Source organism: Bacillus sp. AK031 (genome assembly GCF_053903065.1).
In genome coordinates this window covers 2,414,159-2,439,872 of record NZ_CP096424.1, presented here as the reverse complement: position 1 = coordinate 2,439,872, position 25,714 = coordinate 2,414,159, and the positions used below count along the sequence as shown (strand labels likewise).

At 37.4% G+C, this 25,714-nt stretch carries 22 protein-coding genes; 21 read left to right on the top strand and 1 reads right to left on the bottom strand.

The window, feature by feature from the left end; genetic code table 11:
* Positions 1–69 precede the first annotated feature (69 nt).
* The 18 genes from M1E09_RS12545 to M1E09_RS12460 all read left to right on the top strand — a co-directional run bounded on the left by M1E09_RS12545 (position 70) and on the right by M1E09_RS12460 (position 22,133).
* Positions 70–393, top strand: a complete 324-nt coding sequence (locus M1E09_RS12545) for an ArsR/SmtB family transcription factor (RefSeq protein WP_456271208.1) — start codon at positions 70–72, stop codon at positions 391–393.
* 12 nt (positions 394–405) lie between these two features.
* A complete protein-coding gene (locus tag M1E09_RS12540; RefSeq protein WP_456271207.1) occupies positions 406–3,030 on the top strand; it encodes a heavy metal translocating P-type ATPase in 2,625 nt (874 codons plus the stop codon).
* A 659-nt stretch (positions 3,031–3,689) separates the two neighbouring features.
* The gene (locus tag M1E09_RS12535) at positions 3,690–4,457 is read left to right on the top strand and encodes a DeoR/GlpR family DNA-binding transcription regulator (protein ID WP_456271206.1); all 768 of its coding nucleotides are present in this window, start codon (positions 3,690–3,692) and stop codon (positions 4,455–4,457) included.
* 126 nt (positions 4,458–4,583) lie between these two features.
* Positions 4,584–5,339 carry a 2-dehydro-3-deoxy-D-gluconate 5-dehydrogenase KduD gene (kduD, locus tag M1E09_RS12530; RefSeq protein ID WP_456271205.1) on the top strand — a complete coding sequence of 252 codons (756 nt, stop codon included), beginning with the start codon at positions 4,584–4,586 and terminating at the stop codon, positions 5,337–5,339.
* Positions 5,340–5,386: 47 nt separating this feature from the next.
* Positions 5,387–6,217, top strand: coding sequence for a 5-dehydro-4-deoxy-D-glucuronate isomerase (gene kduI / locus M1E09_RS12525; protein WP_456271204.1), 831 nt, complete (start codon positions 5,387–5,389; stop codon positions 6,215–6,217).
* 226 nt (positions 6,218–6,443) lie between these two features.
* Positions 6,444–7,682, top strand: coding sequence for an MFS transporter (locus tag M1E09_RS12520; protein ID WP_456271203.1), 1,239 nt, complete (start codon positions 6,444–6,446; stop codon positions 7,680–7,682).
* Between the two features lie 188 nt (positions 7,683–7,870).
* A complete protein-coding gene (locus tag M1E09_RS12515) occupies positions 7,871–8,842 on the top strand; it encodes an ABC transporter permease (protein ID WP_456271202.1) in 972 nt (323 codons plus the stop codon).
* 12 nt (positions 8,843–8,854) lie between these two features.
* On the top strand, positions 8,855–9,733 hold the full coding sequence (locus M1E09_RS12510; protein ID WP_456271201.1) for a carbohydrate ABC transporter permease: 879 nt from the start codon (positions 8,855–8,857) through the stop codon (positions 9,731–9,733).
* 111 nt (positions 9,734–9,844) lie between these two features.
* On the top strand, positions 9,845–11,431 hold the full coding sequence (locus tag M1E09_RS12505; protein ID WP_456271200.1) for an extracellular solute-binding protein: 1,587 nt from the start codon (positions 9,845–9,847) through the stop codon (positions 11,429–11,431).
* Between the two features lie 350 nt (positions 11,432–11,781).
* Positions 11,782–12,822, top strand: a complete 1,041-nt coding sequence (locus tag M1E09_RS12500) for a helix-turn-helix domain-containing protein (protein ID WP_456271199.1) — start codon at positions 11,782–11,784, stop codon at positions 12,820–12,822.
* The gene (locus M1E09_RS12495; protein WP_456271198.1) at positions 12,819–14,651 is read left to right on the top strand and encodes a cache domain-containing sensor histidine kinase; all 1,833 of its coding nucleotides are present in this window, start codon (positions 12,819–12,821) and stop codon (positions 14,649–14,651) included. Before M1E09_RS12500 ends, M1E09_RS12495 begins: the two co-directional genes overlap by 4 nt.
* Before the next feature lie 417 nt (positions 14,652–15,068).
* A complete protein-coding gene (locus M1E09_RS12490; RefSeq protein WP_456271197.1) occupies positions 15,069–15,833 on the top strand; it encodes an SDR family NAD(P)-dependent oxidoreductase in 765 nt (254 codons plus the stop codon).
* Positions 15,834–15,886: 53 nt separating this feature from the next.
* On the top strand, positions 15,887–18,184 hold the full coding sequence (locus M1E09_RS12485) for a DUF4962 domain-containing protein (protein ID WP_456271196.1): 2,298 nt from the start codon (positions 15,887–15,889) through the stop codon (positions 18,182–18,184).
* Between the two features lie 20 nt (positions 18,185–18,204).
* Positions 18,205–18,522 carry a cupin domain-containing protein gene (locus M1E09_RS12480; RefSeq protein WP_456271195.1) on the top strand — a complete coding sequence of 106 codons (318 nt, stop codon included), beginning with the start codon at positions 18,205–18,207 and terminating at the stop codon, positions 18,520–18,522.
* A 131-nt stretch (positions 18,523–18,653) separates the two neighbouring features.
* Positions 18,654–19,700, top strand: a complete 1,047-nt coding sequence (locus tag M1E09_RS12475) for a mannonate dehydratase (protein ID WP_456271194.1) — start codon at positions 18,654–18,656, stop codon at positions 19,698–19,700.
* Between the two features lie 99 nt (positions 19,701–19,799).
* Positions 19,800–20,750: a sugar kinase gene (locus M1E09_RS12470; protein ID WP_456271193.1), complete on the top strand. Its 951-nt coding sequence runs from the start codon at positions 19,800–19,802 to the stop codon at positions 20,748–20,750.
* A 6-nt stretch (positions 20,751–20,756) separates the two neighbouring features.
* Positions 20,757–21,398, top strand: coding sequence for a bifunctional 2-keto-4-hydroxyglutarate aldolase/2-keto-3-deoxy-6-phosphogluconate aldolase (locus M1E09_RS12465; protein WP_456271192.1), 642 nt, complete (start codon positions 20,757–20,759; stop codon positions 21,396–21,398).
* Between the two features lie 96 nt (positions 21,399–21,494).
* Positions 21,495–22,133: a YesL family protein gene (locus M1E09_RS12460; RefSeq protein ID WP_456271191.1), complete on the top strand. Its 639-nt coding sequence runs from the start codon at positions 21,495–21,497 to the stop codon at positions 22,131–22,133.
* Between the two features lie 1,163 nt (positions 22,134–23,296).
* Here M1E09_RS12460 and M1E09_RS12455 read toward each other — a convergent pair.
* On the bottom strand, positions 23,297–23,617 hold the full coding sequence (locus M1E09_RS12455; protein ID WP_456271190.1) for a carboxymuconolactone decarboxylase family protein: 321 nt from the start codon (positions 23,615–23,617) through the stop codon (positions 23,297–23,299).
* Between the two features lie 258 nt (positions 23,618–23,875).
* Here M1E09_RS12455 and M1E09_RS12450 point away from each other — a divergent pair, with 258 nt between their 5' ends.
* The 3 genes from M1E09_RS12450 (at position 23,876) to M1E09_RS12440 (ending at position 25,458) form a co-directional block, all read left to right on the top strand.
* A complete protein-coding gene (locus tag M1E09_RS12450) occupies positions 23,876–24,271 on the top strand; it encodes a MerR family transcriptional regulator (protein WP_456271189.1) in 396 nt (131 codons plus the stop codon).
* Between the two features lie 144 nt (positions 24,272–24,415).
* Entirely contained in the window at positions 24,416–24,835 is a 420-nt protein-coding gene (locus tag M1E09_RS12445) for a MerR family transcriptional regulator (RefSeq protein WP_456271188.1), read from the top strand.
* A 44-nt stretch (positions 24,836–24,879) separates the two neighbouring features.
* Complete coding sequence (locus M1E09_RS12440) at positions 24,880–25,458, top strand: sugar O-acetyltransferase (RefSeq protein WP_456271187.1); 579 nt, start codon at positions 24,880–24,882, stop codon at positions 25,456–25,458.
* Positions 25,459–25,714: the final 256 nt, after the last annotated feature.

Here is a 25,714-nt window from a genome sequence, read left to right as displayed (position 1 = left end):
AGGAATTGGTAATATGTTATCAATAAGACATATTAGGGATATCTAATATGAATAGTGGAGGGGTTACTGTTGTTAAATGAGATTGATATTGAAACAAAAGTTAAGTTCCTGCAAGGCTTTGCCCATAGAATTAGAATTCAAATCTTGGAGTGTATCAAAGAAGAAGAAAAAACGGTATCTCAAATAGTCCACGATTTGGATGGCAGCCAGTCCAGCATATCTCAACATATTTCTTGTTTAAAAGGCTGCGGTTTGATTGTTGGCAGACAGGAAGGAAAGTACATCTACTATAGTTTAAGCAATCAAAAAGTGAGAGACTTATTAACCATGTTTGATGTAGTGCTTGAAGAAGTACAAAGTGACGTTGCTTGCTGTGATAAACACATTGTTTAGGGGATGAAAGAAATGGCAGAAAACTGTTGCAGTTCTAATACTGCAGAAAATCTTATAGAAAAAAAGTCTACAGACTGTTGCAGCGGAACCAAGGCAGCTTTAGAGGAGAACCAATCTTGTTGCTCCGGGGATTCCGTTGTCGAAGAAAAAGCTTCCTGCTGTACTAATGAAGTTTTCGTGCAGGAAACTAATTCATGCTGCAGCACTGGGGAAGCTGTGAAGGAGAACGAAACTTGCTGCTCTGCTGAAACGGCTGCAAAAGAAAATAGTACTTGCTGTTCTGACTCAAGAGTTGAAGTGAAATCAAGTAAAAGCAATGATTCTTCTGTGAAATCCGGAATGGTTGTATATCGGGTATTCGGGATGGATTGCCCTTCATGCGCTGCATCAATCGAAAAAGGCTTAAGTAAATTAACAGACGTGGAAGAAGTAAAGGTAAACTATAATACAGGAAAACTTCGCTTTAAAGGACATGAGAGAACTAATCTTGAAAGAGTGGAAAATGAGGTCCAAAAGCTCGGGTTTAAGGTTGAGCCTCTTCAGCAAAATAATAATGTGAAAATATACAATATTGAAGGTATGGATTGCGGAAGTTGCGCGAAAAGTATTGAAAACCACTTAAACACAATTCAGGGTGTAAAAAGTGTAAGTGTTAATTTCTCAACCGGAAAAATGAAATCAGAACATGAAAACAGTGTCGAAGATATCATCTCGGAAGTTTCTAAAATTGGTTTTAAAGCGTCATTGCCTGCAAAAAACAATGCTGCCGAACCCCCTAAGAACAATGAGGGCTTAGGGTTGATCATCACTTCTGGAATATTAATTGCACTTGGATTTATCGGATCTTTTACTGGTGTTTCCACCTTCATTACTACGTTTATGTACGCAATTGCCATGGTCATCAGTGGTTATAAACCGGTGAAAAGTGCCTATTATTCTATTAGAAGCCGTTCATTGGATATGAATGTATTGATGTCAGCAGCTGCCATTGGTGCGGCTCTCATTGGGGAATGGCTGGAAGGCGCAACGGTAGTTTGGTTGTTTGCCCTTGGAACCACCCTTCAGAATATGTCGATAGAAAAAACACGGGACTCTATCCGGAATCTCATGAATCTAGCACCCTCAGAAGCATGGATAAAAGTGGGCTCCCAATTGACAAAGAAATCCGTAGAAGAGGTATCCATCGGTGAAATTCTGGTTGTAAAACCAGGAGATAAAATACCCTTGGACGGTGAGATTTTGACAGGAGAATCCAGCGTCAATCAAGCACCAATCACTGGAGAATCCATCCCTGTCGATAAACAAGCTGGCGATACCGTATATGCAGGCACCATTAATGAAAATGGCTCACTTGAAGTTAAAGTCACCAAGTTAGTCGAGGATACAACGATAGCTAAAATCATTCACCTTGTAGAAGAAGCTCAAGAACAAAAGGCGCCTACCCAGGCATTTATTGATAAATTTGCGGCAATTTATACACCTATCGTGTTTGTCCTCGCATTAGTCGTCATGGTGATTCCGCCGCTGCTAGCATTAGGCACATGGGGAGAATGGTTCTATAAGGGCCTTGAATTATTGGTTGTTGCCTGCCCTTGTGCATTAGTGATATCAACCCCTGTTGCCATCGTTTCAGCGATTGGAAACGCAGCTAAGAACGGTGTCTTGATCAAAGGGGGAACATTCCTCGAAAAGGCTGGAGTGATCAATGCCATCGCCTTTGATAAAACGGGTACTCTAACAGAAGGTAAACCGAAAGTGTCAAAAATCACTCCCTTGAACATTCATGAAGAAGAGTTACTTTCCATTGCCTTAACTTTGGAAGATTATTCGACTCATCCAATTGCACAAACGATTGTTCAATATGCGAATGAGAAAAAAATTAAACCTAAACAGGGTGAGTCATTTAAGAGTATTGTAGGCAAAGGTGTTCAAGCCACCATTGAAAACAAAATATACTATGCAGGAAATGCAAGACTTTTTTATGAAATAGAAATCACGCTCGGGGAAGCAAAGCCTATTGTCGAAGATTTGCAAACCAATGGAAAAACCGTTGTTATCGTCGGTACAAAAGATAAAATCCTGGGCGTCATAGCGGTAGCTGACACCATCAGGTCAACAACCGTCAAAGCCTTGAAAGGTTTAAAGAGAGCAGGAGTCAAACAGGTCGTCATGCTTACTGGTGACAATGAAGGTACAGCTAAGATGATTTCAAAAGAAACAAGTGTCAACCGCTATTTTGCAGAACTTCTGCCGGAAGATAAAGTTGAAGCGATCAAACAATTACAAATGGAAGGTCATAACGTAGCTATGGTAGGTGATGGCATTAACGATGCTCCAGCACTCGCAACAGCGGATTTGGGAATCGCCATGGGTGGTGCCGGAACAGACACAGCGATGGAAACGGCCGATATTGTGTTAATGGCGGATAATCTGGAAAAGCTGCCGCATACGATCAACTTGAGCAAAAAGGCACTGAATATTATAAAACAAAATATCTGGTTCTCACTAATCATAAAATTTATTGCCCTCGCGTTGATCTTCCCAGGCTGGCTGACACTGTGGTTAGCAGTATTAAGTGATACAGGAGCAGCGATAATTGTCATCTTGAATGCGTTGCGGCTTCTAAAAGTTAAATAACCTATCCTTATAAGCTGTTCAGCTATTGCTGAGCGGCTTTTTTATAAGAAGGGGATAAGCTATTATTTAAATGCAGATAACTGCATAAGAAAACTAACAGCATGTAGACTACCGTCATTTTTGTATGGAGATCAGTCAAAGTTCTTAATTAAGTCCATATATTTCTTCCCTAGAATAAATTCTTTATTTTCTTGGGGGATATCTAAAGTATGAGACAGTCTTTTTATTATAAGTAGCATGAGGAACTTTTCTTGTTTCTATGTATACCCAATGCAGCAAACACTTTAGCCATCCTGTTATCTTCGTGAGGAAACAAGACAAAACATTTAAAATCAGGATTTATTTTTTTTGGCTTCATTGCATGTAAAAAACAAATTCATGATGAGTATCTTCTAAAAGGCTAGAAAAATAAGTTAATGAATACTATACTAAATATAACGAAACAAACAAAAAGGTAAAAAAAGAAACAATAAAGTACAATCACAAGGATGTCAGGATATTTTAAGAAGCTTAAAAATTATCAAGAACACTGCATTCACTATGTTTTTATCGCTATAGGAACAGCAGCGGGCTTACACTTCTTTAAATAAAATTACCATAGGGAAGTTTGGACAGGATTGATATTACAAATAAGCTTCAAGTGAATGGAGGAACCATGGATGCTTGCAATTGAACGGCATGAGCGGATACTCGAACAACTCGATAACAATAAGATAGTCAAAGTATCAGACCTTGGTTTGTTATTAGGAGTAACCGAGAAAACAGTTCGAGGTGACCTTGAGTTATTAGAACAAAGTGGGCTATTAAAGCGAATACATGGAGGAGCTGTATTGGCAGAAGGTGAGGCAGCAGGGATCCTCCCGATTGCTGATCGTCAATTAGGGCATAGTGAAGCAAAACTTGCTATTGCGAAAGAGGCAATAAAATCAATAAAGCCAAATGAAACCATCTTGATGGATGGTGGAAGCACTACATTATCTGCAGCAAAGCTTTTAGGTGATTTCCCAATAACCGTCATCACAAATGATTTAAAAATAGCGAATGTATTACTACCCAAGAATAATGTACAATTATTAGTTTTGGGCGGGACGAAGATTGGACAGTCATCCTCATTAATGGGCAGCCAGGCAACAGAAATGCTAAATAGAATGAGAGTTGATCGTTTGTTTTTCGGGACAACCGGTGTGTCACTTGAGCATGGATTAACAGTTTTTAATAGCATACACGCAGATTGGAAAAAACAAATCATTGACGTTGCTGACCATATAACTCTATTAGTAGATTCTACTAAGTTTGATAAAGTGGCACTTATCCAATTTGCCTCAATAGAAAAGATTGATGTAATTGTTACAGATTCTAATCTTTGTGAAAAGACAAAAGAAAAATTACAAAGAAATAAAATCAACCTGCAATTGGCTAAATTATAGAATATTATAAAAATAAGATGATTAACGAACCATTTATCGTTGTTATCTTATTTTTTTTTGTTATAATAAAACCATATCGAACTTAAATGAACAAAAACAAACATTTTAAGACTGGAGGGGATTACTTTGAACTCACTTTTTTCATTGAAAGGTAAAGTAGCTCTTTTAACAGGTGCGAGTAGAGGATTAGGTCAAGGAATGGCGATAGGGCTGGCAGAGGCAGGAGCAACGGTAATTGGTGCAGGAATGAGTGATATGTCCATAACACGGGAAAAAATAAACGCCATTGGGGGAACTTTCTATGACCTGAAAGTCGATTTATCAAGGGATGATGCGGCACAACAACTGGTTTTGGAGGCATTAGCAACCACAAATAAGATTGATATATTAGTAAATAATGCTGGTATCATTCGAAGGTCAGAAGCGGAAAATTATTCTGATGAGGACTGGTATGAGGTTATTAAGGTAAATCAACACGCTGTTTTTCAGTTGTGTAGAGAGGTAGGTAAGCATATGCTTGAAAACAAATCAGGAAAAATTGTGAACGTCGCCTCTATGCTTTCTTTTCAGGGAGGATCAAGAGTGCCTGCCTATACAGCCAGCAAGCATGCTATAGCAGGTTTAACAAAATCTTTAGCGAATGAATGGGGGGCGCGGGGCATAAATGTAAACGGAATTGCCCCTGGATATATGGAAACAGATAATACAGCTCAGCTACGAGCAAATCAAGAACGGAATAAATATATAACATCAAGAATTCCTCAAGGAAGATGGGGAACGCCGGAAGATCTAAAAGGTGCAGTGGTCTACCTGGCATCAAATGCTTCAAACTATGTAAATGGCCATATTTTATGTGTTGATGGTGGATGGATGAGTTCTTAAATGAAATTAATATATAAGGAAAACATTAATAGAAAGGGGAAGTTACCATGGAAATTAGACATACAACAAATCCAGTAGATTTTCAATCTTATACAACAGAGAGGTTAAGAAATGAGTTTTTAATAGATTCACTATTTTGTAATGGGCATATAAATATGACTTATTCTCACTATGATCGAGTTGTAGTGGGTGGTGCAATTCCAACAAATCAAGAACTTAAAATAGAAGATCCAGACACTTTAAAAACAGACTATTTTTTAGAGAGACGTGAGGTAGGCATTATTAACATTGGGGATGAAGGAATCGTTGCAGTGAATGGTCAGTCTTATACATTAAACAAGCGAGATTGTTTATATGTTGGATTAGGAAATAAGGAAGTATCATTTAAAAGCATCAAGGCTTCAGAACCAGCAAAATTTTATTTTGTATCAACACCTGCACATAAACAATATCCAACAAAGAAAGTAACAATAGAGGATGCTGAGCCAACTCACTTGGGATCTAATAGTGAATCAAACAAACGGACGATTTATAAATATATACATGCTGATGGAATACAAAGCTGTCAACTCATGATGGGAATGACTTTATTCGAACCAAATAATATTTGGAATACAATGCCTCCGCACCTACATGATCGTCGAATGGAGGTTTATCTATATTTTGATATAGAACAAAATTCACGAGTGTTCCATTTTATGGGAGAACCGAAGGAAACACGACATTTGGTTGTACAAAATGAACAAGCGGTTCTTTCACCTCCCTGGTCTATCCATTCAGGTGTGGGAACAAGCAATTATACATTTATATGGGCCATGGCGGGTGAAAACTATACGTTTAATGATATGGACTTAGTAAAGATGGATGAATTGAGATAACCGCAGTAACTTCAAGAAAGTGCTTTATTCCTTTTAAGAGGAAATAGAGCACTTTTTGTTTTTATTATCAGGATGAGAAGAGCTTATGTATCACATATGGCAGCACCATAAAAAAAAGCGAAACCAACCTAACATAGACCAATATCCATAATCTGATGCAAGGAGTAGTATTTAGGATAATCAGGATTTATGCATTCATGCATAGAAACGAAAGTGGGTGGCACAAATGCTAAAAACTTTGAAGACCAAGAAGGTGGATCTTGTTCAAGGATATTTTAGTCCTGGCTTGATAGCAATGTATGTTGATACACTCTTAATGGCTATTGGATTTTATATGCTTGTACCATTATTAAGTGTTTACTTTATCAATCATTTACATTGGAGTATTTCTCTCACTGGTTTGATCCTTGCTGTTAGCGGTATTTCACAAAATGGTTTGCGTTTCTTTTGTGGAATATTAGCAGACCAAATCGGCTATAAGCGAGCGATATTATTAGGGGTGGGCATCCGTGTTATAGGTTTTGTCCTGTATGGATTAGTAAGTCATCCTATAGGTTTTGCAATTGCTGCCTTCATTTCAGGTATAGGAGGAGCCTTTTTTCATCCAGCAAGTTTTGGCGCATACGCCAGAATAACGTCGGAGGAAATGAAGACAAAGATATTTAGTATCCGTGAAACTCTAAGTAATATTGGTTTTATATTAGGCCCGGTCATTGGGATGTTTTTACTGCAATTTGACTTTACCTTAGTGAGTTTTTGTTCAGCCTTTATGTTTATCTTAGCTTTTCTTTTATCTTGGCTTTTATTGCCTGAAATGAAGGGTAGTTCGCCGATGAAGCAAGAATTCCTACCCATCTTAAAGAAAATCGGGAAAAATTCACGTTTTTTAGTATTGTGTTTATTAATCATTGGTGTATGGTCTTTAAACGTACAACTTTACCTTGCAGTTCCAGTAAGAGCTGAGGTGTTATTAAATAATGTTGAACAAGTAGCCTACTTATATATGGCAGGAGCCATTTTTATGGTGGTGTTTCAGATTCCCTTAATTGAAATATTATCGAAAAAGATTGAACAACTACATGTGATGGCTTTAGGGACGATTATTCTAGGTACAAGTATGTTGATGTTTGGTTTTTCTCAAGGCTTATGGTCCATGCTATTTGCGGTCCTGCTATTTACTATGGGCCAAATGATGGTGGTCCCTACAATGAACCACTTAATCTCTCGTTATGCTGACTCTCAATCTTTTGCAACTTATTTTGGGTTTACTGGTTGGAGCTTTGCCATAGGTGGATTACTGGGGAATACCGGTGGAGGATTTCTTCATGATTATTTTAAGTTACAAGAGAATTTTACATTCACCCCTTGGATTATTTTGTTTATATTAAGCTGTGTGATCTCTTTCCGTTTTTTTATAGATGGATCAACCGAAAAAAACACCCCTCCATTAAATCTCAAAACCTAAAAAAAACACAAAGCAACTAAAATGTAACCGAAGAACTTATTAGACTCTATTGATAAAATGAGATTACAAAAATTGAGAATATTTTTACAAAACAGCTGAAAAAATGAACAAAACTTGCTAAGGAGGTCAGCATTTTATAAACAAAACGAAAGATAGATAAAAGATTTTCAAAAGGGGAGTGAAGAGGTATGAAAGCTTTAGTTGTAACAGAAAAAGTAGATCCTGATAAATCAGCCATACTTCATAAAAAAACGCCGTTTCGTCAAAAAATAGGTCAACTTAACAAATATAAGATGCTATACTTGATTTCAATTCCAGGTATTCTTTATTTTATTATCTTCAAATATATACCACTAATGGGCTCTGTCATTGCGTTTAAAGATTACAATATCTTCGCGGGAATTATGGACAGTCCCTGGGTGGGCTTCAAGCATTTTGAAGCACTGTTTGTAAACCCTGATTCCATACGTGTACTGAAAAATACGCTGCTACTTAGCTTTTATGATATTTTGGTTTTTCCAACACCTTTATTGTTAGCTCTGTTACTAAATGAATTGAGATTAGTGATCTATAAGCGTTTAATACAAACAATTGTTTATATGCCGCACTTTCTATCATGGGTCATTATAAGTGGATTATTTATTGGCATACTTTCTCCTACGACCGGTGTTGTTAATCATTTTATAGAATGGTTAGGACATGAGCCCATTTATTTTATGGGATCAGAAGAGTTTATTAGACCTATTCTTGTATTTACCTACCTATGGCAGAGTGTAGGCTGGGGCACCATTATCTACATGGCTGCTCTTGCAGGGATTAATCCTGAACTTTATGAAGCAGCAAAAGTCGATGGAGCGAATCGATTCCACCAAATGTTACATGTAACTATTCCAGCTATACTGCCTACGTTTAGTATTTTATTCCTCCTTCATATCGGACATTTTCTTGACTTCGGGTTTGAAAGGGTATACGTATTCCTAAATCCGTTAAACCAAGCGAACGGTGATATATTGGATACGTACATTTTTGAGGTAGGTTTGCAAAATGCTCAATATAGCTTCACGACAGCTATTGGAATTTTTAAATCTATCGTTGGGCTTGTATTGCTGGTCTTTGCTAATTTTATGAGTAAAAAAATCTCAGGTAATAGTCTTTATTAGGAGTTGAACTTAATGAAAAAAAATGTAAGCCTTTCCTCAAAATTATTTGATTTATTTAATATCCTATTTTTAGCGCTGTTGGGATTAAGTATGCTCCTTCCACTTATTTCTGTTATTGCTAAGTCGTTTAGTAGTTCAGAAGCCATATCGAAAGGCGAGGTATACTTTTGGCCCATTGAGTTTACTCTTATTAACTATGAATATGTCTTCCATGACGCTTCCATTTGGAGAGCATTTTTCATTTCAGTACTGATTACTGTGGGAGGGACTTTGATTAATCTACTGGCGACGACTTCGCTTGCGTACCCACTATCAAGGCCAGAATATAAAGGGAAAAAGGTAATCCTCTTTCTCGTATTATTTACCATGATTTTTTCAGCACCATTGATTCCATCTTATCTAGTTGTGAAAAGCTTTGGGATGATCGACACACTTTGGGCTTTGGTTATTCCAGGTATGATTAGTGCCTTTAACTTTTTTGTAATGAGATCTTTCTTTCAAAATATTCCCAGCACGCTGATTGATGCTGCACGAATCGATGGGCTGGGGGAATTAGGAATATTATTTAGGATTGTTTTACCGCTTTCAAAGCCTGTCTTAGCTACCATCGGTATTTTTTACGGTGTAAGTCACTGGAATAACTATCAATCAGCTTTGTATTTTCTAAATGATCCTAAATTATACCCACTACAGGTAAAATTACGTCAAATGATTGTAAACGATGAAATGTCAGTTGAAGCTAATTCGGTATTTTCTTCGATGGCACTTAATTCACCTGAGGGTATTCAAATGGCTACAGTTGTGGTGGCAACTCTGCCAATATTGTTATTATATCCATTTTTACAAAAGCATTTTGTTAAAGGTTCCATGATTGGATCGATAAAAGAATAAAATCAAAAAAATGACAAGTGAACTAAAGTTAACCTATATCAGAGTTGCGAAAATTCAGAATATAATGAATTGAATCTTTTGTAAGCGCTTAAATTATAAGGGGGATAGTATATGAGAGATTTTAAGAAAGTACTTCAGCTTTTATTTGTCGTGTTAATGTCACTGGTGGTAGTCGTGGGATGTCAAGCAGAACCTGTGCAAGAAGAAACTGAGAATGAAACCTTAAATGATGGTGATAAGGATCCATTAAAAATGTCAATCTCTATGAGAACTCTAGCATTTACACATGTAGAAAATTCTCCTGATATAAATCAGGATGAATATGTACTAGAACTGGAAAAACTAACAAATGTAGATTTAGACATTCGGTTATTACCTCATAAAGAGTACTCAACAAAAATGGATTTAATGTTTGCTTCAGGTGACATACCTGACGTAGTGCAAACTTCTGGTGGTTTTGGTGAAGGAAGTGGGCAATCCCTGCAGCAAGCGGTTGAAGCTGGAGTGTTCCTTCCACTTGATGACTTAATTGAAAAGCATGGTCCCAATTTAAAAAAGTATATTCCTGAAGAGGCTTGGGAGCAGCAAAGGTATACAGATGGTAAAATTTACTCCATTCCTGAATTTTTGTCGAATCCATCCCGCCGTGCTACCTGGATTCGAAAAGACTTGCTGGATAAGGCTGGACTTGAGGTACCTAAAACTGTGGATGAAACATTAAATGTATTACGTGAGTTCAAAAAAATGGGTGTACCACAGCCATATGGAGGACGTGCAGAATTCAAATACTCTGATACATTTTTTGGCTCATATGATGTTCAACCATATGTAAGTATGTGGGAATTAGATGAAAATGGAAACCCAGTACCGAAATTCTTTGATTCAAAAAATATGCAAGCTGCCCTTGAAACTTATAAAACGATGTACGAAGAAGGTTTATTGCATAAAGAATTCTTAACAATCGATTCCAAGCAATATAAGAACGAGGCAGTGAACGGAAATATTGGTATGTGGGTCATGAATGCAAACGAACTATTACAATGGGAGCAGCAATTAAAGGAAAATGTTCCTGATGCTGAACTAGCACTTATTCCATCTCCAACTGGGCCGGATGGCGGAGGCGGGTATTATCTTTACGGAGATGTCACACGTGCATACGCAATTAATAAAGACGCTCAAGATCCAGAAAGAATTGTGAAATTCTTTGATTGGATGCTATCTGAAGAAGCTCAAAAGTACTTTACTTATGGAATTGAAGGAAAAGATTACACAGAAAGTAACGGTCAGATTAATTATAATATACCTCAATCAATCGATGATATAAACATTGAGCGTTACCGTACAGCCTTCTTATGGATGGTTCAGGATACAACCTATATTGAAGGGCTGCTGGAATTGACTGAAGAGGGTCAAGATCTTATTAAAGTATATGATAATATTCTTACGAATGAAGGACGAGATGGTATACGTTTTGATCCACCATTAGAGGCATTAGATACTTTACCAGATCTGCAGCCAGGTTCCGACGTTCCGCCTAAACTTCTTATGGGACATATGGCTAAGATGATTACAGGTGTTGAACCTATAAGTAATTGGCCGAAAGTAGTGGAAGAATGGAAAGAAAGAGGAGGCAATAAAGCACTAGAAGAGGCTGCAAAACGTTATAAAGAAGGGGACTTTCAAGCTCCAAGAAAATAGTAATAGATGGCTGTCCTGCATGCTGCATGGAGGACAGCCTCTTTTCATTTGGTTTTTCGTATAATTTGATGCTTTCTGAAAAATCTCTGGTACAGGGATTTTTCCCCTGGTTCTCTCTTTGAGCAGGGAAGACAGCTCTTTTTCTCTCTTGCTTATTAAAATATTTCATTGGATTAAGGCTATGTTTTATGTGATTCATATTTAAAAAGGAATTAGTACAAGAAAAGTTCCTTTTCATTTTCTCTATGAATGGAAAAAAGTTCTATTATTTCCCTGTAAAATTTAGAATTATGCTATAATTTTATTAATTTTAGAAAAGTTTGATTACTTTCTTATGAGGAGAAACGCGGATGAAGATATTACTTATTGAAGATGAAAATATGATTCGTAAAGGTATCCGTCATCAATTGGAAAATATGGACTTGGAAGACTTTCAGATTGATAACATATGGGAGGCAGAGGATGGAATAGAAGCTGATGAACTCTTAGTCTCTCACACTTTTGATATTGTTTTTACGGATATTAACATGCCTGATATGGATGGCTTAACTCTTCTGGGGAAGTGGAAAATGTCTCATCCAAACACACAATGGGTGATTATCTCTGGTCATGATTCTTTTCATTATGCGCAGAAGGCTATAATCCATGGTGCAAGAGACTATCTTTTGAAACCGGTTACAAGAAAAAAGTTATCTAAGGCATTCGAACGCTTAGTCGCTAACTATAAAGAAAGACAATATGATTTCATTGAAGTAAATGAGATGGATGAAATCTTAGATATTCTAGAGGGAGCGCTGTGGGTATTGAATGAAGAACTGGTGAAAGATACAATGACTGTTTGGGCAAGTAATTTAGAGAAAAAGCAGCTCCATCAATCTTATTATCAGCATGTATTGAACCATCTATTACAAACATTAGTTGAACGGATTGATCAGAAAGGGAGTATTAATCTTGACTTAACCTTTGATATTAAAGGGAAAACATTTAAAGAGATCACAAGTGTATTTATTGCTCACTGTCAAACAATCATTGAAGCCATCAGGTTACAAAGAAAGGGTAAAATGATAGACCCTATTGAAGCTGCGAAAGAGTATATGATAAGTAATATCGGTGCAAAAGTAAATTTAGATGACGTTGCTGATAGACTTGGATTCAATGCCTCTTATTTCAGTCAATTATTCAAACGAGAAACAGGTCAAACATTCGTAGAGTATAGAATTAACTTAAGAATGGAAATGGCAAAAAAGCTTCTTGAGCGTAATGAAATGAGAATCATCGATATATGCAGTGAAATTGGCTACGATGATGCTCCACATTTCACGAAAACATTTAGAAAATACACTGGTTTTTCCCCTACTGAATATAGGAAATCATTAGGAATTGACGCATGAGAAGATGGATTCACCGTTTGAATTTATTCCAAAGGCTACTGCTATATTTTGCAATCATTATGATTTTACCACTCATTATTGTTGCTAGTATCATTTATATGCAATCAGCAAAGCTTCTTGAGCAGCAAGCGGAAGATTTCCTTGAACTGAATGTTACTAATCTTTCTTTTCAGTCTGACCGCTTTATTAAGGACTTTGAACTAGCGACTTTACCGCTTGTTTCAAACCCAAATGTTAAGTACTTTCTAGATTTGAAGGATGAGAAAGTTGAGGAGCACATTCGTTACCAATACTATCAAGAAATTTGGACGATGATGGAAAATATCGTTGTGCAAAAACCTGAAATCGATCAAATATATATTATTGGGGATAATGGGAAAAATATATCCTTGCGAAATGAGGGAATAACTTCTCAAAGGTTAGAGAAATACAAAAATTTATGGAGTAAAATACCGGAAAGTGGAAAAATTATCATTCAACCCTCCAATCAATCTGGTGATATAGCTATTACATTAGCAAGAAAAATAAGAGGAATGGAGTCATTTGTCCCTAATGGTATATTAGCAATCGAGATTAGCGCTTCGCATTTAGGACAAATGTGGAAAGAAGCAAACCTGGGAAATGAAGGATTCTTTATGATTGCTGATGAGACGGGGAAAGTCATATATCATCCGGATTTCAAGTTTATCGGACACCAACTGGATGAACTCGGAAGAAGTCAGCTTAGCCAAAATAAACAAGGGAGCTTCTTTGACCAATGGGATAACGAGTCTACATTCTTTCATTTTTCTACATCTGAGTATACAAATTGGAAGCTGATTGCAGCAGTTCCAGAGTCGCAACTTTTCATACCCATTACAGGTGTTCGATTAACGGTTTTTTTATCCGCTATTTTTGTTTTACTTCTTGCCTTTAGTATATCGATTAATTTTATCAAACAGATTGTTCAGCCTATCCGATTGGTAGAGAAAACAATGAAAAGTGTTGAAGATGGAAAGTGGATGAAATTACCTGATTTAGCCCGAAACGATGAGATCAGTAGTCTATTAACTAGTTATAATAATATGGTAGACAGATTATCCACCCTTGTTGATCAAGTTTATAAAGTTGAGATAGATCATAAGCAAATAGAAATTGAATTACGAGAGAGGGAGCTTGAGAAGCAAAAGGTAGAGATTCAAGCACTACAATCACAAATAAACCCGCACTTCTTATATAATACACTTGAGACAATGGGAGCCTACGGAATGATCAATGGGATAGATGAGATCTCGGAAATGGGAGATAGTTTAGCAACAATGTTTCGCTATTCTGTACGAAATTTAGAGCTCGTTACTATAGGAGATGAAATAGAACATATTAAGAATTACCTTGTCATTCATGAACACAGAAACAAAAAGGCGATTCATCTAAAGCTAGAAATTGAGCCTGAATTTTATGATGTTCCAATGGTAAAGTTAAGCTTGCAGCCTCTAGTAGAGAATGCTATTGAGCATGGGATAAAACGATTAATGAAAGACATGACGATTAAGATAAGGACCAATATCTCCGGATCTTCTTTAAAAGTCTGTGTCATAGATAATGGGAAGGGGATGACAAGTGCAAGGGTAGATGAAATAATGGAGCACTTGAAACAAAACAGAATGAAAGAATCTAAGCTGGGCAGTCATTTAGGAATTGGAATTGCGAATGTAAACAGACGTATTCAGCTATTATTTGGAGATGAATACGGGGTAACCATTAGAAGTCAAGAAAATATGGGAACAACTGTGACAATTACGATACCGCTTCAAGAAAAGCATATTGAACCTACAAGTATCCCTGTATAAAAATATTCAAAGAAACAAGGCTCACTAAACCGCTTGATGATAACGCTCCAACAAATCGGGGTGACTGAAAGAGTTTTTAGTTTCTTTTTTAGTGAAAAATAAAACACAAATATGTTGTGAGAGTTTGATGATGGGAAGGCTGGTAAGAGCGATTTTTATATGTTTATACAGGTAATCATTTTATTTACCCCAACAAATCTATATGTAATTTTTATAGTTCTTCCTGAAAAAGGTGGGCTATTTTTTTTGTTATCAAAATCCCTGGATGATCTAACATTCATGAAACAGGAATAAATGATAATACATTCTAAAAAAAAGACAATTGAGTCTAAAACTATTCCGACGATTGGAGGGTGAGCCCGGTGTTAAAATAGCATTATTACACGGTAGCATCTGTTATCAGAATAGGGGGCATATATGAATATTGATCTGAAAGACAAAGTCGTATTAGTTACAGGAGCAAGCGGAGGTATTGGGCAATCCATTGCGATTGAACTGGCTGCAAGTGGTGCTAAGGTAGCTGTAAATTACTTAAGTAACAGTCAGGGCGCAGAGGAAACGGTCAGGGTCATCAAGGAAAAGGGTGGAGAGGCTGTTATGATCCAAGCAGATGTAACCGACCTTTCACAAATTGAATCGCTCGTTTCTGAAGTAGAAGAGAAACTGGGAACAGTTGATATCTTAGTAAATAATGCAGGTCATTTAGTAGAGAGAAGACCAATCGCTGAAATGACGGTTGATTTATGGCAGAAAGTATTTGATGTAAATGTAACATCAGCGGCATTTATGAGTAAAGCCGTTATCCCTGGTATGAAAGAAAAAGGAAGCGGTTCCATAATTAATTTAAGCTCACTTGCAGCACATGACGGAGGCGGCCCGGGAGCGGTACCTTATGCTACATCAAAAGGGGCTATTATTACATTTACAAAGGGATTGGCAAAGGAATTAGCTCCATTTGGAATTAGAGTGAATGCCATATCACCAGGTTTTATTGATCAAACGAAATTTCATTCTACGTTCAATACGGAAGAAGGAAGAAAAGCTACAGCTGCTAAAGTTCCACTTGGCCGAGGGGGAGTTCCTCAGGATATAAGTGGCGCAGTACTATTCCTAACATCTCCTTCTGCTTCATATATTACGGGAGAAACAATGGAAATTAACGGTGGTCTCTTTATGAAATAATGCTTCAAGCCAATATATACTACTTCACTACTAATAATAAGGGAGGAAATTAGATGCAATCAATTTATCAACCAGCTAGCGGCATTCTGGATGTTAAGTATGCCCCGGATGAAAATACAGAACATATTGAAAATCCACCTAGATTCACGTGGATGCCTGTACAATTACAGGACGACCAATATTGCATTCAAATTTCTAGCAGTCCAGCTTTTTCAGCCGAAGAAACCGAAACCATTCAACCGATACCTTATAACTTTTATACGCCAGATCGAGCATTAGCCCCTGGAACGTATTATTGGCGCTATTGCCAAATTGATTCTTCTACAAACGCAGTGCTGTCAACTTGGAGTGAAACAAGGAGATTTGATATTCCGGAAAATCTTCCTGATACGTCACTTCCTAGTCGAGAAGAACGATATGAAGAAGTTAGCCTTGCCCGCCCTAGGTTATGGTTGGGCCCAGAGCAACTGGGAAAATTCAAAGAAAATATTAAGAAAGACCCTGCACATTGTAATTGGAATGTATTCTATGAAAAATCCGTTTTACCATGGTTGGAACGCGAGCTAATTTCTGAACCGAGTCCATACCCTGAAAACAAACGTGTCATTAAGCTTTGGAGACAAATGTATATGGACTGTCAAGAAACTCTATATGCTATTCGTCACTTAAGTGTTGCTGGTGTCATCCTGGAAGATGAGCAAATCATTAATCGTGCTAAGGATTGGCTGCTTCACGTCGCCAAATGGGACACGGAAGGGACAACATCTAGAGATTACAATGATGAATGCGCTTTCCGTATTGTTGCCGGACTAGCTTGGGGGTATGATTGGCTTTACAATCATCTAACACCTGAAGAAAAAGGATTGGTCCGTCATTCTCTTCTTAGAAGAACGGAACAGGTAGCTGATCATAACATTAAGCGTTCAAAAATACATCAAGTACCCTATGATAGTCATGCGGTTCGTTCCTTATCCTCTGTCCTTATCCCGTGTTCCATTGCACTATTGGACGATGCAGAAGAAGCAAAGGAATGGCTTGATTATACATTAGAATATTATGCTTGCATCTATACTCCATGGGGAGGTAAGGAGGGTGGATGGGCTGAAGGCGGCATGTATTGGACGACAGGAATGGCCTACCTTATTGACGCATTAAATCTTGTTAAAAATTATATGAATATAGATTTCTATCAACGACCGTTCTTTCAAAAAACAGGAGATTTCCCATTGTATTGTTATAGTCAAGATACTAGACGAGCAAGCTTTGGTGATCAGTCTAACCTTGGTGAGCGACCAGGATTAAAAACTGCATTTAATATCCGGCAGTTTGCTGGTGTAACAGGAAATGGCTTTTATCAGTGGTATTATGAACAGGTCAAGGCTTGGGACACTGATGCAGATCAAAAGTTTTTTAATTACGGATGGTGGGACTTCCCGTTTGACGATATGCTGTATTTGCATGATTTTCCTCATGTGAATGCTGCTCCACCAACAGAGGCAGAGCCAATAAAATGGTTCAAAGATGTTGGGTGGGTTGCGTTTCATCATAAGATGGACCAACCAGAAGAACATATTATGCTATTAACAAAAAGCAGCCCTTTTGGGTCATTAAGTCATAGTCACGGAGACCAAAATAGTATTCTCCTCCATGCATTTGGTGAACCGCTTGCTATTAAATCTGGTTATTATATTGGATTTAATAGTACTATGCACAAAAAGTGGAGAAGACAGACTCAATCACATAATACATTATTGATTGATGGAGTAGGACAGTACTCAGATTCTAATAAAGTACTCAACAAGTCAGCTCAGGGACAGGTTATAGAGGTTTCCTCAAATGATGAGTATAGTTATGTGCGAGAAGATGCAACAAAAGCTTATTCAGAAACGGTCCCTTATTTAGAAAAGTTTGAGAGAGAAATCTATTTCATCAATCAGTCCTATTTTGTAATTGTCGACAGTGTTGATTTAACTCAGGAAGGAAGTGTTAATTGGTTATTACACTCCTTACATGAAATGCAGATTAACGATCAAGTATTTAAAATTTCGGGTGAAAAAGCTGAACTTGAAGGTCGGTTCATTTATAGTTCTTCTGGAGATTTGTTTTTAGATCAATCTGATGAGTTTAATGACGTAGATCCAGCCGAAGTAGAAGGTCTGCCAAAAGAGTTTCACTTGAAAGCGATTACAAAAAAATCTAAACGTCATCGTATTGTTACTCTTTTAACTCCTAACCGTAAAGGAGAAAACAAATACGTATCCTATTTTATGGATGACCAAGACCATGGAGTGCATATCTATTTGACTGAAAATGGGAAAACTTTTTGTGTTGATGTAACGAAAGCGTATTAAAACTGGTAAGGGGGATTTAGATGAAAACTCAAACACAATGGGAACAGGCGGAACCAGGTGTAAAAAGAAAAATCTTTCCTCCAGGTGACTCCATCATGATGATGGAAGTTCACTTTGAAGAAGGAGCTGTCGGATATGAGCATAGTCATCCGCACGAGCAGTTTACGTATTGTTTGAGAGGCGAATTTGAATTCACCATTGATGAAGAAAAGCATATTATCGGTTCTGGTGAGACGATTTTCATACCAGGAGGTTCAAAGCACGGGGCTAAAGCACTTCAAGCGGGTGCCATTATCGATGCCTTTACCCCTCTCCGAAATGACTTGCTAAATAAGTGATTTGGCGAGATTGTCATAGTGTATTAAAAGCAGTTTTGAGTTGTAATACCCCTATCTAGCATAGGGGTATTCAGCATACGGAAAACCTGTTTACCAGTTTAAGTCAAATTACTTGAAACGAGGATTTAACATTGAAGATGACGTTAAGATGGTATGGGGTGGATGACAAAGTAACGTTAGATCAAATACGACAGATTCCTGGTGTTTCAGGTGTGATTTCTGCTATTTATGATGTACCCGTTGGTGAGGTTTGGCCGGTCGACAAAATTATAGAATTGAAGAGGGTAGTCGAATCGAAAGGGTTGCTATTGGAAGGAATTGAGAGTGTACCGGTCCATGAGGACATCAAGTTAGGTCTGCCCACTCGTGAAAAATATATAGAGAATTATAAACAAACGATTCGGAATTTGGCAGATGCCGGGATTCATTTAGTTTGTTATAACTTTATGCCTGTTTTTGACTGGACTCGTTCCCAGTTAGATTATGAACTGCCTGATGGTTCGACTACATTAACTTATATTGAAGAAACTGTTCAAAAAATGAATCCATTAATTGGAGAACTTGATTTGCCAGGTTGGGATAAAAGCTATCATCCTGACGATTTACAATATCTTTTAGTCCAATATCAATCTGTTACAGAAGAGGATCTGTGGGGAAACTTGCAATACTTCGTAACGAGGGTAATTGCAGCGGCAGATGATGCTAATGTGAAAATGGCGATTCATCCCGATGATCCGCCTTGGCCAATATTTGGACTGCCACGGATTATGATAAACAAAGAAAATCTGGACCGATTTATCGGATTAGTCGATAGTCAGAATCATGGAATCACTATGTGTGCAGGCTCTCTAGGGGCAAGCGAAGAGAATGATATTCCAGATCTCATTCGTCACTTTGGGAAGCAAGGACGAATTCATTTTGCCCACATACGAAACATTAAACGGGTTGGGAATAAATCTTTTCAAGAGTCCTCACATCTATCAGAAAGCGGATCTATAGATATGTATGAAGTAATGAAGGCGTTCCACGACATTGGTTTCATGGGTCCTGTACGACCTGATCATGGAAGAATGATTTGGGGTGAAACAGGGAGACCAGGTTATGGGTTATATGACCGTGCATTAGGGGCTGTTTACTTAAACGGACTATATGAAGCTGTTCAAAAATCGAGACGATAAGGAAATGGCATAGCACTTCCTTCAAAGAAGTGTAATCTTATAAAGGTATAAAATAGGTCTCAACAGCATGAAAGAGATATTAGGATAGGGGGAAGGAAATTGAACGATATAATTACATTTGGCGAAAGTATGATGTTATTTACTCCACATAAAGACGGTTTACTCAATCATTCACATTTGTTTGAGCAATCTTTTGGAGGAGCAGAATCTAACGTAGCAATAGGCCTTGCTCGTCTAGGGGCTAAGGTCGGATGGTTTTCCCGTTTAGGGGATGACCCCTTTGGCGAGTATATTATGAACGCTATACGCGGAGAAGGCGTAGATGTATCCAGGGTGAAAATTGATGAAGAGCATCCAACTGGTGTGATGTTTAAAGAAATAACTGGGATCGGTAATCCCAATGTATATTATTATCGAAAGCATTCTGCTGCCAGTCACCTCACGCCCGAAGATTTAGATGAGGAGTATATAAAACAGGCAAAAATTCTACATATCACAGGGATCACACCAGCTTTAAGCGAGAGTTGCTATGCAACCATTAAAGAAGCGATAAAAATGGCAAAAAAACATGGCTTAAAAGTTTGTTTTGATCCGAACATTCGATTGAAACTGCTCTCATTTGAAAAATTAAAAAAGAAAGTATTAGAGCTTGCAATGTTAAGTGATTACTTTTTGCCAGGGATAGAAGAGTTAGCATTACTGTTTAATTCAAACGACAGAAACCAGTTGCTTCAAGAAGTACAAAAATTGAATGTACCAACAATGATAATAAAGCTTGGTAAGGATGGTTGTATGATCGTACACGAGGAAAAAACCAAGATCATTCAAGGGAAAACTGTTGAGAGAGTGGTAGATACCATCGGTGCAGGGGATGGCTTTTGTGCAGGGTTTCTCTATTCTATCACTAACGGAAAATCCGTGGAAGAAGCTGCCCAGTTTGCGAATGCTGTCGGAGCTCATGTTATTCAATTCAAAGGTGATGTAGAAGGTCTGCCGACTAAAAGGCAGATACAGTACTTTGATGTGGATTATAGGAAGATAGAGAGGTAACAACATATGAGAAAAATAGAAGTTATTCAGCAGATTCAAGTGCAAAAATTAATTGCTGTTGTTCGTTCGGATTGTTCCACCAAGGCTTTACAATATATCGAGGAGATTATAGCCGGAGGCATTAAGCTTATTGAAGTAACGATGACAACTCCATTTGCACTGGACATAATTAAGGAAATGACAATCAAATATAAGGAAGACAAGCAGGTAATCATTGGGGCGGGGTCTGTATTAGATTCTGTGACTGCTAGACTTGCAATCTTAAACGGTGCTGAATTTATCGTAAGTCCATCATTTGATCAAGGAGTCGTACGACAATGTCATTTATACCAGGTACCTATATTACCAGGTGTCATGACTGTAAATGAAGCAGTTGCTGCTTTGGAAGCGGACTGTCCTATTGTAAAACTTTTTCCTGGAGATATATTTCAACCCTCCATGATAAACCATTTAAAAGGACCATTACCGCAATTGGAAGTGATGCCCACTGGAGGGGTAAGCTTGGAGAACATTAACGAGTGGGTGGAGGCAGGAGCATTTGCCATAGGTATCGGAAGTGATTTAACCAAACAGGCTTCAATTTCTGGAGATTTATCTTCCATTAAGTTAAAAGTTGAATCCTATTTAAACGCGTTAAGAAGACACTGAAATATCATAAATTTAGACTGAATACTTTAGAATCTATAACCCAATAGTTATTATCTAAAAGAACTAGTCATAAATCCAAAGAAAGGGGAGAGTGTTATGGAAATGCATGGTATATCTGGTGGATTATATCGAATTTCTGAATGGATAATGAGATTAGCATATGTCCAATTCTTGTGGTTCATATTTACCATAGCCGGGGCTGTCTTTTTGGGGGCCTTTCCGGCAACCTCAGCTCTCTTTACTGTTATTCGAAAGTGGGTTATGGGTGAGCATGATATTTCAATCTTTGCTACTTTTAAATCAGCCTATAAAAAAGATTTTTGGAAAATTAATGGATTAGGCTGGCTGCTGGCTGTCATTGGATTCATTTTATTAGTGGATCTTATGATTTTTAATTTTGGTGAAAATGGATTATCTGCATTAATCCGTGTCATGGTGATAAGCTTTCTATTTATATACGGGTTAACGTTATTGTTCTTCTTTCCAGTGTATGTACATTATTCGTTTTCCTTTAAGGAATATATTAAAAATAGCTTTCTCTTTAGTTTAGCATCACCTGGTTTTACGTTAATAATTATTATTGGATATTTTATTCTTTTTAAGGTATTAGCTTTTCTGCCAGGACTTGTCCCATTTTTTTCAATTGCACTTTTTGCATACCTTAGTATGTGGTGTAGCTTCAAAATATTTCAACGTATGGACAAATCTGCCAGGTTATTGGCAACTGACAATTAAGGCTTGAAAAGGAACTAATACTTGCTATGGTGGGAGAGCATTTAGGAAGTAAAATTAAACCTCCAATTAAGCTGAGAATTTTTTCGTCTCGATAAGGTAACTAAAGTTTTTTTACGGGTTCGAGTCAGTGAGTCTATGTTCCGTTACTTTACTAATAGTGGTGTCTTAACGCAGTGAAGGGGGAGGAGGCGCTCCTTTTTCCCTTTTCCATACACAAATTAAGTCAATTTGCTGCCAGGGGAAATAGATTGGTTCATGTCGTCTCAGGCCAATGTAGGGAAGTGAGGGGGCGTTCTTCCTTTTCCAGGTAGCGTGTAAGCGGAAGAGTGGTTGAATGCCGGCGTAAAGCCTGAATTCATCCTTTTTTGTTGTTCTTATAAACCGGTACAATTTAAGATCTGAGATCCGCCGGCGAACTGACTTCGCTTTTGAATAGTGATGCAGGGGTTGCTGCTGGACATGATGAAGGAATTAGCGTTAACGGAACGATTGTTCTTATATGGAAAGGGGGAGAGTGTTAAATCGCATTCATAACTAAAAAAGTTTTTTAGAACAATTTTGATTAATATCTGATATAGCAGTAAACATTTAAATTGTGTAGATTTCAATGCTGTAATTATTATATATCCGTACCCACAGATAGCATCAAGACCTGATGGGTATAGGAACATATCGGAACGTTTTCTGGAAGTTAACCACAGTTAAACGCCAGAATTATGGGGAAGTAACTTAATAATTACTTCTAAATAACGTTTATCAATCGCTTCCTATAATATATGTTAGAAGTTTGAGAAATTTAGATTATCGTTTTGTTCCTATAATTAAGTGGACGGGATAGGTTGTTATTGGATTACATCCGTGGTAGTTATGTCTTGTTTGTGAGTTTAGCTTAATATAGGCTTTTCCAAATTTGAAAAGAATTATTCTACATATAGTTCTCGTATATTTATATAAAAAACTAAAATATACGTGTAAAATTTTATATATGTTTCTCTAAGGGAATACTTAATCAATAAGGTCAAACGGTTATTACTGATTGACCTTATTGGATGTTCGATTCTTTAATAACTGGTTTTAATCGCAAAATTCCAGTTTTAATAAGAAGAGGACGACTTCCCATAGCGGAATAAGAGGTTATTATTTAGCCCTCCATTGCAAATCTCTCAGTCCTTAAAAATTTCTTTCGCAATGTTAAATGCTGACCAAGCTTTTGGCCAACCAGCATAGAATGCCAGATGAGTGATTATTTCTGCCACTTCATCTTTTGTTAACCCATTTTCTTTCGCTTTGTGAAAGTGTGGAGTTAACTGTTCAATATTCCCCCCTGCCATTAGCGCTGAAATTGTAATCATGCTGCGATCACGGGGAGAGAGTTCATCCTCCCTTGACCAAACTTCTCCGAATAAGACATCATCATTTAGTTCAGCAAATTTAGGTGCGAAATCTCCTAAAAAGTTACGTCCAGCAGTTTGCTTTTGAGCCACTACTAACTCCTCCATTCAATATTTTGGTTACACGAGAAAGTATAGACCCTAAAGTACACTTTAAGGCAAGACAATTCACTTGAAAGGGACCGTATTCATTTTCCTTGACTTATAGTGGACTTTAAGTGATAGATTTAATATACAAATGAAAAGACCATGACCATTCTAGCTAATACTATTAAAAAACTATACATTTTATTTTGGATGGTTTTAAGTGTAATTTAGCAGTATAACAATAATGAATATAAGGTGATGTACATGACTTATTCTATTGGAGAATTCGCACGTATCGTTGGTGTATCAACAAGTACACTTAGATATTATGAAAATGAAGGTCTGCTTGCACCTGAGCGGGATCATAATAATATTCGAATCTATTCGAATGCAGATGTTGGATGGCTTCATTTTTTGCTCCATTTAAAAGACTCAGGGATGTCTATGGCAGAGCTGAAGCAATACACAAAATGGCGTTCAATGGGGGATGAAACAATCCATAATCGGATGGAGTTACTTGAAAAACGTCAGACTCTCGTAAGGAAAGAAATTCAGGAATTACAAAAAAACTTGGATATCCTGGATCGCAAAGTAGTATTCTATAAAGATCAGCTGAACGGGAATAAATACGATTTCATCCTTTATCCAAATGAACAATGATCAGTAACCTGTATAAACAGAAAGGCTAGTGAAAACTTTTTATACAATAAGTTTTCACTAGCCTTTATTGTTTGACTTAGAGTTAACTTTAAGGTGTAACATTAATCGTAATAGGAAGCTATCTACATAAAGGAGGTCTAGAAGATGAAATATCGTATCGGGGAACTTTCAAAATTAATCGGTATAAGCGAACATACTTTAAGGTTTTACGAAAAAGAGGGTTTAGTAGTACCCGCCCGGGATAAAAACAATATTCGTTACTACTCTGAAGAAAATAAGTTATGGTCCGAATTTATCCTGCATATGAAAGAAACGGGAATGTCGGTGGAAGATTTGAAAAAGTATACTCAGTTATGGGAATCAGGGGAAGAAGGCACCGAAGGGTTAGTGGAAATCTTAATTAATCACCGGGAGAAAGTGATGAAACAGTTAGAAACTTATAAAAAAAATCTGGAGTTATTAAACACTAAGATCGATTTTTATCAAAGCAGTTTAGAGAAAAATAAAGCTGCTAATCTGTATGAGAAGTTTATTGATAAAAAGAAAGCGGAAGAAGAACTTTAACATAACTTGATTGTCATTAAATTTTTTTGATAAGGAGGAGACCAATGGATATACAAGAATTCTTAGCACATCTGAAGCGAGGGCAAGTTGTTGAGGGCGGTTCAGAGATGCACCAGCTGATGCACAAGCTCTCTCAGGAAGCCCTGAAGTTGACAGCAGAATTGAACGGACAATACCATACTCCAGAAGAAATTCAGGACCTGTTTTCCCGATTGATTGGAAAGCCGGTGGATAAGACATTTTCCATGTTCCCTCCTTTTTCTACCGATTGTGGAAAAAACATAGATGTAGGTAAGAATGTCTTTATCAACTCAGGGTGCCGCTTTCAAGACCAGGGAGGCATTGAAATTGGTGATGGGGTTCTTATTGGGCACAATGTCGTTTTGGCTACCCTTAATCACGACATGGATCCCAAAAAGCGCAGCACTTTACATCCTGCACCTATTAAAATAGGTGAAAACGTCTGGATTGGTGCGAATGCTACAGTCGTTCCAGGTGTGACAATAGGTGATGGTGCTATTATTGCCGCTGGTGCAGTTGTGACCAAGGATGTACCTCCTAATGTCATTGCCGGAGGCGTACCAGCTAAAGTATTGAACAAAATAAATAGCAGTCAGGAATAGCGCGAATAAGTCGCATTCAAAGATTCCGGAGAATGAGAAAGTACAGGTACATATCAATTGGAAAAGCAAGGCGTAATGGAAGCATTACTAAAAAAGCTTCCATTACGCCTTTTTTTATTTGACCTGGAGTTCACTTCAGAGTGTAAAATAAGCACAATATTGCGAGAGTATTCAGACTGTATCTGAGTATTAAATAATCCAAATGAAAGGAGGAAGAAAATGCAAAATTCAAAAGACCCCATTCCATTACAAGGAG

Bases quoted from the DNA above. Each gene is read 5' to 3' on its own strand.
- M1E09_RS12540 (WP_456271207.1), top strand. From the start codon at position 406: ATGGCAGAAAACTGTTGCAGTTCTAATACTGCAGAAAATCTTATAGAA.
- M1E09_RS12535 (WP_456271206.1), top strand. From the start codon at position 3,690: ATGCTTGCAATTGAACGGCATGAGCGGATACTCGAACAACTCGATAAC.
- kduI (WP_456271204.1), top strand. From the start codon at position 5,387: ATGGAAATTAGACATACAACAAATCCAGTAGATTTTCAATCTTATACA.
- M1E09_RS12520 (WP_456271203.1), top strand. From the start codon at position 6,444: ATGCTAAAAACTTTGAAGACCAAGAAGGTGGATCTTGTTCAAGGATAT.
- M1E09_RS12515 (WP_456271202.1), top strand. From the start codon at position 7,871: ATGAAAGCTTTAGTTGTAACAGAAAAAGTAGATCCTGATAAATCAGCC.
- M1E09_RS12510 (WP_456271201.1), top strand. From the start codon at position 8,855: ATGAAAAAAAATGTAAGCCTTTCCTCAAAATTATTTGATTTATTTAAT.
- M1E09_RS12505 (WP_456271200.1), top strand. From the start codon at position 9,845: ATGAGAGATTTTAAGAAAGTACTTCAGCTTTTATTTGTCGTGTTAATG.
- M1E09_RS12500 (WP_456271199.1), top strand. From the start codon at position 11,782: ATGAAGATATTACTTATTGAAGATGAAAATATGATTCGTAAAGGTATC.
- M1E09_RS12495 (WP_456271198.1), top strand. From the start codon at position 12,819: ATGAGAAGATGGATTCACCGTTTGAATTTATTCCAAAGGCTACTGCTA.
- M1E09_RS12490 (WP_456271197.1), top strand. From the start codon at position 15,069: ATGAATATTGATCTGAAAGACAAAGTCGTATTAGTTACAGGAGCAAGC.
- M1E09_RS12485 (WP_456271196.1), top strand. From the start codon at position 15,887: ATGCAATCAATTTATCAACCAGCTAGCGGCATTCTGGATGTTAAGTAT.
- M1E09_RS12480 (WP_456271195.1), top strand. From the start codon at position 18,205: ATGAAAACTCAAACACAATGGGAACAGGCGGAACCAGGTGTAAAAAGA.
- M1E09_RS12465 (WP_456271192.1), top strand. From the start codon at position 20,757: ATGAGAAAAATAGAAGTTATTCAGCAGATTCAAGTGCAAAAATTAATT.
- M1E09_RS12460 (WP_456271191.1), top strand. From the start codon at position 21,495: ATGGAAATGCATGGTATATCTGGTGGATTATATCGAATTTCTGAATGG.
- M1E09_RS12450 (WP_456271189.1), top strand. From the start codon at position 23,876: ATGACTTATTCTATTGGAGAATTCGCACGTATCGTTGGTGTATCAACA.
- M1E09_RS12445 (WP_456271188.1), top strand. From the start codon at position 24,416: ATGAAATATCGTATCGGGGAACTTTCAAAATTAATCGGTATAAGCGAA.
- M1E09_RS12440 (WP_456271187.1), top strand. From the start codon at position 24,880: ATGGATATACAAGAATTCTTAGCACATCTGAAGCGAGGGCAAGTTGTT.